Genomic DNA, 13330 nt, shown 5'->3' on the forward strand with positions numbered 1-13330 from the left:
CGGCATCGGCCGCGCGCTGTCGGTGTTCGAGGCAGCGCTGATCCCGGCGAGGTCCTGCACCGGATGGGCCGGCAGGTCGACGACATGGTCGCCGAGGCCCACGAGATGCCGAGCCTCGGGGCGTACCAGGTGATGGTCCGCCGCTATATCGAATGCCAGCTCGCCGAACTGGCCAAGGCGCGGGGTACGACCGCGGACGGTTTCGAGATCGACCTGCTCGCGGTCTTCGAGGACCTGACCGGTCGCGGGCATGCCGACCCGCTCGGGACGCTCGCGACGGCGACCGGCCGGTCGCGAACCGACCTTGACCATCTGCTCGATGTGGCTCGCCAACCGGATGATCACGATGGGGCGTAGGTCCCCCGGGCAGCGGGGAACGGCCTATTCGGTGCCGTGGAGCTTCGCCAGTTCGGCGGCGAACTCGGCGTCGGTGAGGGCGCCACGCTGGTGTTGCCGGGTCAGCGCGTGGATGTCGCGCCGCTGATCAGCGGTAGCGGCATCGCGGGTCGGGCCGGTCCGGCTCACGCCGGCGGGTGGGGTCGTCGGCCGGGTGGCGGCGGTGGAGGGCTGTGCCAGCTGACCGGTGGACGCGGTCTGCCGGCGGCGCTGCGCGTCACGGTGGTGTGCCTGCAGTGTTGCCAGGATCTCGTCGTAGTGTTCCGGCCAGGTGGCCAGCCGGCCCAGTTCGGGCCTGAACGTGAACGGCCGGAAGAGGTGGCCGCGCTGCAGCGGGGTCTGTATCAGGACCCCGTCGGTTCGTTCGATGATGATCGCGGGGCGGCCCATGTCCAGGCCCGCCATAGTGGCTGTGCCACTGCGGATGTCCGACACCGATGTCCACGGCACCGTGGTCGTACGCAGAAGGGACCGGGACCGGACGCCGTCATCACTTATGTAGACCCCGAGCATCGCCTGCCGCGCCGTGACGGCGAATCCACCGGCCAGCCACACCCCGAAGAGGATCGCCAACGGCGTCGGCATCTCCTCGCGTATAGACATGATCACGATGAACGCGGCGAGGCCAGGCATCGCGACCAGCCCCAGCACCGCGAAACCGGTCGCGACGTCGAGAGAGTACGGGCGTTGCCACCTACGCATGTCGTCATGGTGACCAGCGGCGTCCACCCGCTGCCGCGGACTGCCCAGGTGCGCAGGGCGCGGTCGGCATGTGGGCGCGCTGGTACGGTAGCCGCCCGAGGCAGTGGCGAAGAGTTTCGGCTTGACTCCCAGGTCGAGGTCAACCGGCCGCGGCGATGCCGCGCGACGTACAGTTCCGGGTCGCCCGCCGCCGTCACATCGCCGATGTCCCACAGCGGACGGAAGCGACCGTCGCCGGGAATGGGAGTTCGCATGCCGCCGACGATGCCCGGATCTACGAGCTGAAGGTCCGCGCGAACCACTCCGCGAACGATCTCAGCGCGGTGCCAGTGGCACCACCACCGCTCGGTCCGGGAGACGGGTGCAGGTACAGCGCCGCCGTGCGGGGCGAGGTGTCGCGCGCTCAGAACACCAGCCCGTCGCCCAACAGCACCTTCAGCAAGTACGGCAGGGTCGATGCCTCGTCCGGATTCCTGCCGATCAGCAGCTCCACACCGCCAGTCTCGCCCGCCCGAACCGACCCAATCACGGGATCACGCAACGCCGGTCGCCGGAGCCGCGAAAAGATGACGATGACCCGCCCTGCCGCAGGCATGGCATGACTCGGGGCATAGTCTCGTCATGACGAAGGGCGGCCGGATGTCATCGATCGACGAGTTGGTGCAGCGCAGCGGGACGCTAAAGCGTGAGCTGCTCGACTACGCGCGGAAGCCGCGCTTCGACCGCGCGTTCCGGCAGGAGATCAGAGCCCGGTTCGGGCGGGTCGTCGTCGTCGAAGACGAGGCGGAGCTGTCGAACTTCTTCGACTGGTTCATTCAGCAGCACCGCCTGCACGACGGACGCACCCTCGTCGACCTGTTCGTCGAAGCCCATCCCGAACTGCCCGACACCGAGCGCGAATTCCTCCTCGGCTGGCGCGACGTACGCGAAGGCGTCTTCGAGGTAACCGGACGCGATGGCCCTGTCCTGCACACCGTGAACCTCATCGACGATCTGCCCTACCGCATCCGCACCAACACCGACGAGCCGATTTTCGACCGGATGCCGCCCGGCTCATTCATCGGCAGCCGCATCGTGCCCGTTCACGGCGATTGGCTCCTCAGCGGCACCACCGCCCTCTACCCGGCCCAGGACCGGGCCGACGCCCACAGTTCGGCAGTCCGCCTCGCGGCCGAGCAGCCCGCACTCGTCTTCCACAACCCGCAGCGCCTCGCCCACGCGTGGGCTCTGCAACGCGCCCAGCACGCCGCGTTCGTCGCGCACTTCGGCAGCGACGAGGTCACCCTCGGCGTGGACGAACTTGACAAGGCCATGCGCCGGTACTGGGACACCTACTCCGGCGAACCCGGCACCGCCCCGCCGACCGACCTGGACTGGCTCGACGACGCGGTCGAAACCATCGGCGTGATCTACGACCAGCAGACCGGCCTCGGCATGTACGCGGACTATGCCCTTGCCCAGCAGGCCTTCGCTGACCCCGACCTCATGCGCCGCCGCCGACACAAGGAGACCGTTAAGGCATACCTCCACGACGACACCGTCGATCCGGTCCCGCTGCAGCGGCTCGCTGCCCGCCACCCCGACAACGCCGATCGCGTCCTACGAGCGGCCACCGGCAAACCCGCCTTCACTTGGCACGAACACGGTGAGCAACTACTGCGCAAACACAAGGCCGGCTGGTACGCCAGCAGCCATCTGCCCCGGCTCACCGTCCTCAGCGACCGCCTCGCCGCCCACATACGAGCCGGACTGCAGGAATAGAGCCAACCGGATGGCGGTGCCCGTACGAACGATCGGATCCCGGGAGCCCGGCCGCGAACACGCGGAACATCAAGTCCGCTGGAGCGGTTCGCATGCTGATACCTTCAAGCGCCGCCAGGGACTCGAACCCCGAACCCGCGGATTAAGAGTCCGCTGGCAGCCTTACTGACAGGTCGTCGTTGGCGGCGAGCAGAACCTAACCTCGGGATAACGCGCTGAAGGTCGGTCCAGCAGCGGTCAGATGATCATCGACCGTGCGGCCCTGGCGAATGGCAAGTGGCAGCTCGTCGCCGCCGTTCAGGCATGGAACTGGCGGGTGCATCGCTGTACACACGCCGCCCGTTCAGGTGGCGTACGTTGGCGCTCCGGCGCGCCGGAGCGCCAACGTACGCCAGCTCAGGCGTGGCGGCCGCGGCTTCGGGTGAGCAGCGGGGTCAGGTTGAGCAGCAGCCCGACCAGCGCGACGCCGGTGACGAGGTTGATGCCCGGGTGGAACTGGCCGAAGTCGCTCTCCTGGCCGGCACCTGGTGCGTTCGCCGCCACGAGCGCGGTCACCGCGGCGAGGACCAGCGCGGCGCCGACCTGACCGGAGGTCTGCACCAGGCCGGAGGCCAGCCCTTGCTCGGAATCGTCGATTCCGTCGGTGGCCTGCGCCATGATCGAGCTGAACCCGAACGCGAACCCGCCGCCGAGCAGCAGCATGGTGGGCAGGACCGTCACGAGGTAGTGCGGCGCGTCGCCGGCGGTCGCGAGGAACCAGACGTACCCGACGCTGAGCGAGGCCATGGCCGTGACGATGAGCCGCTGCGTGCCGTACCGGTCGATGAGTCGGCCCATGAACGGCGAGCTGAATGCGACCAGGAGCCCGGCGGGTAGCAGGGCCAGGGCCATCCGCAGCGGCGACCATGCCAGTACGTCCTGCAGGTAGATCGTCATCATGAACTGGAAGCTCAGGTATGAGCCGAACAGTGCGATCACGCTGAGGTTGGCCCGGACGATCGAGCCGATCTTCAGGATGTCGAGTCGGATCAGCGGGTGCCGCACCTTGGTTTCGGTGACGACGAAGCCGGCGAGCAGCGCGCCCGCGGCGATGATCGAGCCGATCGTGACCGGGTCGAGCCAGCCCCGGTCGGGTGCCGAGACCACCGTGTACACGGCGAGCAGCATGCCGGCGGTGAGGGTCACCGCGCCGATGAGGTCGTGGCCTCCTTCGGCGGCCGCCCTGTCCCGCGGGATCAGCGCCAAGCCGGCGAGCAGGGCTGCGATCGCGAGCGGGACGGGGATCAGGAACGTCCACCGCCAGCCGATACCGGTGAGCAGGCCGCCGAGGATGAGCCCGGAGGAGTATCCGCTGGCGCCGAAGACGGTGAAGATCGACAGCGCTCGGTTCCGGGCGGGGCCCGCCTGGAACGTGGTGGTCAGGATCGACATCGCGGTCGGCGCGGTGAACGCGGCGGCCAGGCCTTTGACGAACCGGGTGGCGATCAGCAGGGTGCCGTCGTCGACGAGCCCGCCGACCAGCGAGGCGACGGCGAAGACGGCGAGTGCGGCCAGGAACACGCGGCGCCGCCCGAGCAGGTCTGCGGTACGGCCGCCGAGCAGAAGCAGCCCGCCGTAGCCGAGGATATAGCCGTTGATGATCCACTGCAGCGAGGTGGTCGTCAGGCCCAGTTCGGTGCCGATGGACGGCAGGGCCACGCCGACCATCGAGACGTCGAGCCCGTCAAGGAAGAGCACGGTGCACAACACCGCGAGAACTCCCCAGAGCCGAGGGGGCCAGTGCTGTCCGGTCGGTGTGGTCGTGGGGACCCCCGCGGTCGTGCCGACCGCGGGGGAGGTTTCGACGATAGTCACGACGGGAAACACTAGATGCACGTGCATTAAATGTCCACGCACTAGGTTCCCACGCACATAATGCAGGTGCATGAGGCTCGCTTAACGAGTAGGATGCCCGGCATGATGTCCGAAACCGGCCTCATCGAACGCTGGCATACGCTGCTGACCTGCTACAACGAGGTCGCCTGCCACCTGGAGCGCGCACTGCAGGACGGGCACGGACTCACCATGAGCGAATTCGAGACGCTCGACCGGCTGATCTCGGCCGACTGTGACAAGCGCCGCATGCAAGATCTCGCGGCCGACATGTACCTCAGCCAGAGCGCGCTGTCCCGCACAGTCGCCCGCCTCGAGAAGAGCGGCCTGGTCGCGCGGGCGCTGTGCGAGGCCGACCGCCGCGGTGTTTTCGTCACGGTCACCGAAGCCGGGCGGCACGTCCACACCGAGGCGAGCAGAACGCACCTCGCGGTGCTCGCCGAGCACCTGGCCCCCGAGCCCGCTCACGCCTGAGCCGACCGACCTACCGTCGTCCACGCTCATCGCGCCGGTGCCCGCATCGCACGGGCAGGGGGTGACGGTCGCGCGAACCTGTCTTCCGCGGCTTCGTTGGACTTCGGCGGCGTCCGCTCCTGATCGGGCGCCGTGATCTCTGCCCCACCGAGGCGGTCGCACGATCTTCCGGAGCGGTGTCGGACGGGGAATGCTGGTCAGCCGTTTGGGTACGAGTGCCACATGGCTGTCAATCCGATCCAGCTGCAGAAGTTCCTCCGCGGCGTCGACTACCCGGCGGACAAGGACACGCTCGTGGAGCGCGCGCGGGCCAACGGCGCCGACGACAGGGTTCTCGACACACTCCGCCGGCTGAGGGCGGATAGCTTCAACTCGCCGAACGACGTCAGTGAGGTACTGGGCAGCGAACGCTGACACGCCGCCGAGCCGGCGCGCTTACCGACCGGCGGTCACCGCAGCACCCTGCCCTCGCGGTGCCGCTGCACATGGCCGCAGCCGAAGGCGTCCGCCGACTCCGGGAGGAACGAGTTGCAGGCGTCGACCGGTACGTCCCGCGCACGCCCGACAGCGCCGCCGCGCTGCCTGCGGTAGAAGTGCGCACTTGACCTTGGCTTAGATTCCGCCTGGCATCGTCGATCTTCGCCTACCTGTTCGCCCGCAGCCAGCGGCGATGGGTGGCCACGGCGATGCCGTGGACCAGCCGGCCCAGTTGTGGGTCACGCCCCGGCGGATCCACGGGCGAAACCGACGAAGCCGTCACGAACCGCCGACACCGGCGCCTTCAGGTACGGGACGACATCCCGCCAGCCGACGGTACCCCGCAACCGCTGCCACACCGCCAAGTGATCAGGAGTGGTCATCGGCTACCCGCCGGGCCAGGTCCTCGGCTACCGACTCCACGACGCTCTCGGCGGCTCCACCCAACTGTCGAAGCGTCCCGCGACCGCGTGTTCGAGCAGTTCCTCCCGGCGGGTGGACTCGATGCCGGCCGCGTCGAGAAACCAGCCGAGCACGGTCATGCAGCAGCCATACCAGCCGGACTCGTACTGCGTGCGGTCACCGACCGCAGTCACCAGGTGAGCAACCGCGCGCTCCCATCCGTCCAAGTCATCGGCGGGAAGCGGCAGGAACCGGTCGAACTCAGTTCCCCCGCTTTGATGGAGCGGTTGAAGCACGAAGCTGGGCGCGGCAGCCCTCGCCAGCGGTCAGACCCTTCAGCCACCGGGAGGTGCGTCTTGTCCGTGGCCGGCGTGGCGACGTGGTACGACTGCTTCAGCGACAAGCCGACGAAGCGGGCGGGCCGGTGACGACGAACAGAGTGGCCAATCTGCTGCGCAAGCGTGGGAGCCCGCAGCGGCCGACCTTCCTGGAACTGTTCTTCGATCTGGTATACGTCTTCGCGCTCACGCGGATCGTGAACGAGTTGGTGCTGGACTACACCACCGGCCACATCGCCGAGACGTTGACCACTACCCTTTCGGAAAACGGCGAGACTCTGCTGCTGTTCCTGGCCATCTGGTGGATCTGGACCCAGACGGCGTGGATGACCAGCCGATTCGACCCGTTGCACCCGGCGATCCAGTTCGTTGTCCTCGCGACAATGCTCGGGAGCCTGTTCCTGGCGGTCGCGATATCCGGGGCTCTCGCCGAGACCGGCCTGCTCTTCGCGAGCACGTACGTTGCGATCCAGGTGGGCCGCACCCTCTTCTTCGTACTCACCATGCGGAGCCACGAGCTGCGCCGCGTCAACATGCTGGCGCTCGTCTGGTTCGGCGCGTCGGCCGTACCGTGGCTCATCGGAGCTTTCGCGCCAGAGCTGACGCGCAATTTGCTGTGGCTGCTGGCCTTGGCGATCGACTACCTAGGGGGCACACTCGGCTGGCCGGTACCACGGCTGGGGCGTTCACAGGTATCCCCGTGGGCCGTCGCGGGCGAGCATCTGGCGGAACGCTACTGGCAGTTCGTCATCGTCGCGCTTGGTGAGACGATCCTGACCACCGGATCGACTCTTCTACACGGTCCGATCGTGGCTGAACGAATATTGGCCCTTGTACTGTCGTTCGTCACCACGGTGTTGCTGTGGCGGATCTACTTCTACCGAGCCGGCCAGATCTTGGGCGAGGCCATCGCGGCATCCGCCAATCCCGGCCGGCTCGGCCGGTCGGCCGCACTCTCCCACCTGCTCATGGTGGCCGGCATCGTCGCCACCTCAGCCGGTTCCGAACTCACCCTCACCGATCCATCCGGACACGCCAAACCGGCCTGGGTCGGCGCCATCCTCGGCGGGCCCGCGCTCTACCTCGCCGGGCGCGCAGTATTCGAGCACGTGGCCTTCGCCCGCGTGTCCCGGCCACGACCGATCGGGATCCTCGTCCTCGCGGCCCTAGCGCCGGTGATGGTCGGCCTGCCGCCACTCGGGGCCGCCGCAGCAGCTGCCGCCGTCCTGCTCGGCGTCGCCGTCTTGGACACGATCCGAGCCCACGGACGCCCACTGGAGCAGGCCTCGCCGCCCCGCTGACGCGTGCCCGTTGCCCCAACAAATCAGAGCCGATCTGGAGCAAACTCGTCTGATCGGAGATCACCGTGCCGACGGCCCGGTTGCCGGTGACGGAAGCGATGGGCCTTCTCGGTGCGGTCGGTCAAGGCAGGATCTCAACGTACCCGCCGGTCCCGTGCACGCGGATCCGCTGCCCGTCCCGGATAAGTCGGGTGGCATCCACCACCCCGACAACGGCAGGCAAGCCGTACTCCCGGGCGATCACCGCGCCATGAGTCATCAGGCCGCCCACCTCCGTCACCAGGCCCGCGATCGCGACGAACAAGGGCGACCAACTGGGATCGGTGTAGGCCGTGACCAGGATGTCGCCCGCCTCGAGATCGGCCTGCGCCATGTCGAGGATGACGCGGGCCCTCCCCTCGATGGTCCCAGCGGAAACCGGTAAGCCGATCAGGGCACCAGCCGGCACGTCGTCGCGCCGGTACGCGCCGGCGACGGCCTCGCCGTCAGATGTGAGCACCCGGGGCGGCGTGAGCGCGTGGTACGACCGGAACGCGTCCTTGCGCTGCTGGATCAGCTGGTCATCCACTCGGTGCGAGCGCACGGCGTCGTGAAGCTCCTGGAACGTGAGGTAGAAGATGTCTTCCTTCTCAGCGAGCACGTTGGCCTGCACGAGGCGCTCAGCCTCTTCCAGCAGGGCCTGCTTGTAGACGAAGTAGCGGCTGATGATGCCGTACTTCGGGTACTCCCGGTAGCCGATGAAGGTCCGGACCCGGTCGATCATCCGCTTGGCCTCGTCAGCTTTCTGCTCCCCGTCCGGCAGGGCCCGCAAGCGTGAAAGCACCTCCTGTTCCTTCTTCTGCGCCTCCTGCCGCCCTTGCTCGAAGCGCCGCCCGGCGGCGCCCGGCTCGAAGTTCCTGACGTTGTCGAGGATCACGGGCACGAGCGTGGTGGGGCGCTCACGCCAACGCGGCCTCGTGATGTCGATCTCGCCGATGCAGCGCATGCCGTACCGGTCGAGGTAGGCCTCGATGGCGTCGCGCGCTTCGGTGCCGCCCGCGAGCTTCGGCAGCTCGTCCAGGAAGCCCTCGTCCTCGACGCCCTGCAGGAACGACACCACCTCCGGGTGCGGACGGATCACGTCGGCGACGTCGAGCAGCGCCAGTCCCATCTCCGAGGTGACGTTGTTGGGGGCCGACAGTGTGAGCGTGTCGGCCGCGTTCTTCTCGCCCAGCCACTCCTGCAGCTGGTCGTTGAGCCACCAGGTGGCCTCCATCCCCGCCATGATCGCCTGCATGCTCAGCGGATCGCTGAGGACTCGCTTGTGCTCCTGGAACGCCTCCAGCAGGAAGTCGAACAGCGCCGGTCCGGTCTTCGTCCGGATGTCGCGCCGCAGGGCGGCGATGGACGCCTGGCTGCGCTCGATCAGCTCGGTGACGATGGCCGGATCGGTCTCGATCGGGGCGGGCGCGCCGCTGGCCGGCGGCCTGCCGGTACCCGCGTCCGGGAGCGACGGGACGAAGTCGTCGCGGTCGAGGACGGTCTCCAACGCGTCCCTGGTCAGCGGATCGGATCTCCCCGCCATCTCCAGGAAGCTGGCGCGGCTCGCGGGCGAGGCCAGGACCCGGGTGGCGTCGACGAACAGCCTCCCGCCGGCCTCGTGCATCGGCGCCATGGCTGTCAGCTGCCACACCGAGACGCCCAGTGGCTTCATCGGGTCGGTCATCATCTGTTGGTGGCCGACTGAGAGGTAGACATGGTTCCCTGCGTCGCGAGCCGAGGGGATGGGGAACAGCGTGGTGATCGGCCGGCTCTGGACGATCTGGAAGTCTTCGCCGACCAGGCACCATTCGATGTCCTGTGGGCGGCCGAAGTGCGTCTCGATCCGCCGGCCGAGCTGCACGAGCCGCACGACCTGCGCGTCCGTCAGTGCCGGCTGCTCCTGCCGCTGCGGGTCGATCGCCGCTTCCTCGGTACCGCCAGCCGGCAGGGCGTGAACGCAAAGCTGCTTGGCGGCGATCGCCTTGGCGACGATTTCACCGTCGCGCACCTTGAAGGTGTCCGGGTTCACCAGGCCGGAGACCAGGGCCTCGCCGAGGCCGAAGCTGGCGTCCACGGTGGCGACCTTCCGGTTGCCCGTGACCGGGTCGGCCGTGAACAGGATGCCGGCCGCATGCGGGAAGACCATCTGCTGCACGACCACGGCCATGTGGACCGTACGGTGGTCGATGCCGTTCCGCTGGCGGTAGGTCACGGCCCGCTCGGTGAACAGCGACGCCCAGCACCGGCTGACGTGCTCAAGGATCGCCGCCGGCCCCACGACGTTCAGGTACGTGTCCTGCTGGCCGGCGAAGGAGGCCGTCGGCAGGTCCTCTGCCGTCGCGCTGGATCGGACGGCGTAGGCGGCGTGCTCGCCGAGCTGGGCGAGCGCGCGGGTGATCGCCGCCGCGAGATCACCCGGGATGACGGTCCCTTCGATGGTCCGGCGGATCTCCGCGCTGATCGTGCGGATCGCCTCCCGGTCGTCCGGGTTCAGGCGCGACAGCTGATCGAGCCGATCGTCGATCGACGGCGCTTCCGCCATGATCCGCCGGAAGGCGTCCGTCGTCACGCAGAAGCCAGCCGGCACGCTGATGCCTTCGATCCGCGACAGCCCGCCCAGGTGCGCGCCCTTGCCGCCAACGACCGCGACCTGCATCTCGTCAACATCTTGGAGATCCAACACGTACTGCTCGATCAATTGCGATACCTCCGAAGCACGCACGTCGTGCCCCCCGTTTCCGCAGGTTGTGGCCTCGGCCGACGATTCTGCGCCACAACCCGGGTCTTGCCGCAAGCCCCCCAGTGCGCTATACGTTAAGAGTGGCAAGGAGAGATCTCCTTGCCTTTGCCTTTTGCCGTCCGCTGGAACTGACAAGCTTCTCGCGACGCAGCGGTGCGCCACGTACGGCGGTACGCAGGCGGATGCCCATCGGCCTACGGATGCAGCCGCGGAACCAGAAGTTCTTTCCCTTGTCAGCAAGGCCCGAACGCCGTCGAGCGCGCGCCGCCAACTCCCGGAGGTCGTTGCGCCACGCGAGCGCTGGGCGAAGCCCGCCAAACGGACGCCGTAGCTCAAATCTTGGCGGCACCCAAGCGAACGGCGCCGCGCCGCCCCGCCCAGATCGTGGCCCCGCGCCGTGGCATGGCGCTTCGTACCCGACGCAGCCGGACGACAGTGACTGGCGGACGCGGGGCCGGCGGCAGATCAGCATGGCCGAGCGCCTCGCGGATGAGCCAAATCGTCCGAAGCGCGGCCAGAGCGGATGTGGCTTTTCCACGGAGAGAGGCCACGACTACGGTGCTGCTGTGGCGGTGTGGGAGCTCTGGCGGCAGGACGACAACGGCAACCGGGTCCGGATACGCACCTTTGCTGACCGGGTTGAGGCGCTGGCTAAGGCCCTGGCGCTGGAGTCTGGTGTGGTGCATAAGCAGACCTACTGGGTCGACGGGCCACCCGGGCCGGTCTGCCGCACAAACCACGACCTTTACCGACGCCTTGTCCGGGAAGGCGAACACATGAACGCCGCCACGCGCAGTTTGGACGTGTTCCTGCGTTCGTGGTGGCGAGTTGCGCAGCCGCTGTCGGGTCGAGTCTCCCTGGACCTGGATACGGTTGCCGCGATGGTCGTGGCGGCGGGCCTGGTCGAGCCGGCGCCGCTGCGGGCCTCATGGCGTTCCGCCTCGTTTCGCTACACGGACGACCCGACGTCGTACGCCGACTGGGAAGCCATCGTGCTGTCTCAAATCGCGGACCTGGCCGACTTCGCCGATCAGGGACCGCTGGACGAGTACGCCCGGCTCGGCATTGACGCCCCCCGGAGGGCAGGATGTGTGCGAGCCACGGACATCCGCTGGTACAACTTTGATCCGCAGGCGTACCTAGAATGCGGGATGGCCGGAGCACTGGGCGGCTGGAGCGAAGACGACGGCCTACGGAAACAGTTCCTGGCCCCGTCGTGCCGTTGGTGAACGAACCGGAGCCGGGCGAGCACATCATCGGCTCCCTCGGCTGGGCCGATCTCGCGGAGCTGGCCCGGTGTGGGCAGGAGTACGAGTAGCACACCGCGGCCGAACTCAGGACCGCTTGCATCGCTTGCGGCAGGTTCGGCTGGTGCTCGTTGGTGTTGATCAGCCCGACGTGAAGCCCCACCGCGAAGGAGGACCCATCATGGCAGGGACCCGGCAGATCCTGTTCATTCAGGGCGGCGGCGCGGGCGCGCACGACGAATGGGACGACAAGCTTTTCGAGAGCCTGAGGCGGGAGCTCGGGGCCGGGTACGAGGTCCACTACCCGCGCATGCCCGAGGAGGACAATCCGAGCTACGCCAGGTGGAGCGCGGCCATCCGGCGTGAGATGACGGCCTTGGACGACGGCGCTGTCGTCGCCGGCCATTCGGTGGGCGGGACGATCCTCATCAACGCGCTCGCCGAGCGGCCACCGGAGCCGGAGCTCAGGGCGATCGTGTTGATCGCCGCTCCGTTCGTCGGTGCGGGCGGCTGGCCCGGCGACGAGTTCGAGCTGCCACACGACCTGGGCGCGCGGCTGCCGCAAGGCGTGCCGGTGCATGTGTTCCATGGACTCCAGGACGAAACTGCCCCACCGTCGCATGCCGACCTGTACGCCCGTGCCATCCCGCATGCGCAGATGCACTGGCTGCCCGGGCGCGATCACCAGCTGGACAATGATCTGAGCGAGGTGGCGAAGGCGATTGGTCCTGACGGCCTCGGGCCCGTCACCCAGGGATAGCGCAGAGCCCTGGCCCCCCTTGATTGACAGCCATGGCTTCGGCGCCCGGGCTTCATGCACACGAGGTCACGGTGCTGCCGCAACGCCGCCTAACCAGCGGGCCGCCACCGGAATTCCACGGAACTCCGGGTCAACGTCGGCGCGAGGAGTGCCCCAGAGAGTGGCAACCCGGATAGCGGCACGAACAACGCAGTACCGCCGAGTCCGGGGCGTGGGATCCCGGTTACCGCATGGCGCTGGCCAGGACCGTGGTCACGACCTTGCGGACGGCTCCAGGTTCAGTTGGGCTGCCCTTCCGCTCGGTGAACAGCAGATGCGCGGCGCCGATCAGGGTGGGCGCGAGTGTGTCGACGTCGGCGTCGGACGCGATCCGGCCGTGCTCGCGCTCGGCCGTCAGGTACCCGGCGATCATGGCCGCGCCCTCGCCGACGAGCGGGAGTCGGGTGCTGCCGGCCCTGCGCAGCCGCGTACGCAGTTCGTCGCGGGCGATGACGAGGACCACGATCGCGACCATGACCGGCTCGAAGAGGGTCATCAGGGCGCGGGTCAGGTTGTCGGTGACGTTGCCGGTCCCGGCCGCGTTCTGCAGGGCGGTGGCCTGAGCTTCGACGTGGGCAATGCGGTCCAGCACCAGCTCGGCGAGGAATGCGTCGAAGTCAGCGAAGTGTCGATGCAGGACTCCCTTGGCGACGTCCGCCTCCGTGGTGACGGCTCGGCTGGTCAGGCCGGTGACGCCGTCCCGGACCAGCACCCGCACGGCGGCGTCGAAGAGTTGTCGGCGTGGGTCTTGCAGTGCTACGCCGGTCGGCAACGGGGCACCCCTTCCTTCATTGAGCGAG

Annotated in this window: 12 protein-coding genes; 6 read left to right on the plus strand and 6 right to left on the minus strand. The window is 68.3% G+C overall.

All coding sequences use genetic code 11. The annotated features are described in order from the left end of the window. Positions 1-345: hypothetical protein (locus tag ACY34I_RS35125; protein ID WP_462759460.1), on the minus strand; the 345-nt coding region annotated here is incomplete at its 3' end. 36 nt (positions 346-381) lie between these two features. After that, a complete protein-coding gene (locus tag ACY34I_RS35130) occupies positions 382-1098 on the minus strand; it encodes a PH domain-containing protein (protein WP_462759461.1) in 717 nt (238 codons plus the stop codon). A 621-nt stretch (positions 1099-1719) separates the two neighbouring features. On the opposite strand from ACY34I_RS35130, the gene ACY34I_RS35135 reads away from it, so the two are divergent. Next, entirely contained in the window at positions 1720-2859 is a 1140-nt protein-coding gene (locus ACY34I_RS35135) for a hypothetical protein (RefSeq protein ID WP_462759462.1), read from the plus strand. Between the two features lie 396 nt (positions 2860-3255). Here ACY34I_RS35135 and ACY34I_RS35140 read toward each other — a convergent pair whose 3' ends face one another. Then, a complete protein-coding gene (locus ACY34I_RS35140; RefSeq protein ID WP_462759463.1) occupies positions 3256-4713 on the minus strand; it encodes an MFS transporter in 1458 nt (485 codons plus the stop codon). 102 nt (positions 4714-4815) lie between these two features. Between ACY34I_RS35140 and ACY34I_RS35145 the strand changes: the two genes are divergently transcribed. Both ACY34I_RS35145 and ACY34I_RS35150 read left to right on the plus strand, forming a co-directional pair. Further along, on the plus strand, positions 4816-5205 hold the full coding sequence (locus ACY34I_RS35145; RefSeq protein WP_462759464.1) for a MarR family winged helix-turn-helix transcriptional regulator: 390 nt from the start codon (positions 4816-4818) through the stop codon (positions 5203-5205). Positions 5206-5427: 222 nt separating this feature from the next. Beyond that, the gene (locus ACY34I_RS35150) at positions 5428-5619 is read left to right on the plus strand and encodes a DUF2795 domain-containing protein (protein WP_148804281.1); all 192 of its coding nucleotides are present in this window, start codon (positions 5428-5430) and stop codon (positions 5617-5619) included. Between the two features lie 473 nt (positions 5620-6092). Here ACY34I_RS35150 and ACY34I_RS35155 read toward each other — a convergent pair whose 3' ends face one another. Then, entirely contained in the window at positions 6093-6278 is a 186-nt protein-coding gene (locus ACY34I_RS35155) for a hypothetical protein (protein WP_462759465.1), read from the minus strand. A 245-nt stretch (positions 6279-6523) separates the two neighbouring features. Here ACY34I_RS35155 and ACY34I_RS35160 point away from each other — a divergent pair, with 245 nt between their 5' ends. After that, a complete protein-coding gene (locus tag ACY34I_RS35160) occupies positions 6524-7723 on the plus strand; it encodes a low temperature requirement protein A (protein ID WP_462759466.1) in 1200 nt (399 codons plus the stop codon). A gap of 121 nt (positions 7724-7844) precedes the next feature. Here the strand turns inward: ACY34I_RS35160 and rph are convergent, their stop codons facing one another. After that, positions 7845-10442, minus strand: coding sequence for a rifamycin-inactivating phosphotransferase (gene rph / locus ACY34I_RS35165; protein ID WP_462759467.1), 2598 nt, complete (start codon positions 10440-10442; stop codon positions 7845-7847). A 608-nt stretch (positions 10443-11050) separates the two neighbouring features. Here rph and ACY34I_RS35170 point away from each other — a divergent pair. Next, the gene (locus tag ACY34I_RS35170; RefSeq protein WP_462759468.1) at positions 11051-11713 is read left to right on the plus strand and encodes a hypothetical protein; all 663 of its coding nucleotides are present in this window, start codon (positions 11051-11053) and stop codon (positions 11711-11713) included. A 199-nt stretch (positions 11714-11912) separates the two neighbouring features. Next, entirely contained in the window at positions 11913-12491 is a 579-nt protein-coding gene (locus tag ACY34I_RS35175) for an alpha/beta fold hydrolase (protein ID WP_462759469.1), read from the plus strand. Positions 12492-12714: 223 nt separating this feature from the next. Here ACY34I_RS35175 and ACY34I_RS35180 read toward each other — a convergent pair whose 3' ends face one another. After that, positions 12715-13302: a TetR/AcrR family transcriptional regulator gene (locus ACY34I_RS35180; protein ID WP_462759470.1), complete on the minus strand. Its 588-nt coding sequence runs from the start codon at positions 13300-13302 to the stop codon at positions 12715-12717. Positions 13303-13330: the final 28 nt, after the last annotated feature.

This window comes from Micromonospora sp. RTBAU3-60, assembly GCF_054963695.1.

Coding starts and splice junctions, on each gene's coding strand:
- ACY34I_RS35135 (WP_462759462.1), top strand. CDS start 1,720: ATGACGAAGGGCGGCCGGATGTCATCGATCGACGAGTTGGTGCAGCGC.
- ACY34I_RS35145 (WP_462759464.1), top strand. CDS start 4,816: ATGATGTCCGAAACCGGCCTCATCGAACGCTGGCATACGCTGCTGACC.
- ACY34I_RS35175 (WP_462759469.1), top strand. CDS start 11,913: ATGGCAGGGACCCGGCAGATCCTGTTCATTCAGGGCGGCGGCGCGGGC.
- ACY34I_RS35150 (WP_148804281.1), top strand. CDS start 5,428: ATGGCTGTCAATCCGATCCAGCTGCAGAAGTTCCTCCGCGGCGTCGAC.
- ACY34I_RS35130 (WP_462759461.1), bottom strand. CDS start 1,098: ATGCGTAGGTGGCAACGCCCGTACTCTCTCGACGTCGCGACCGGTTTC.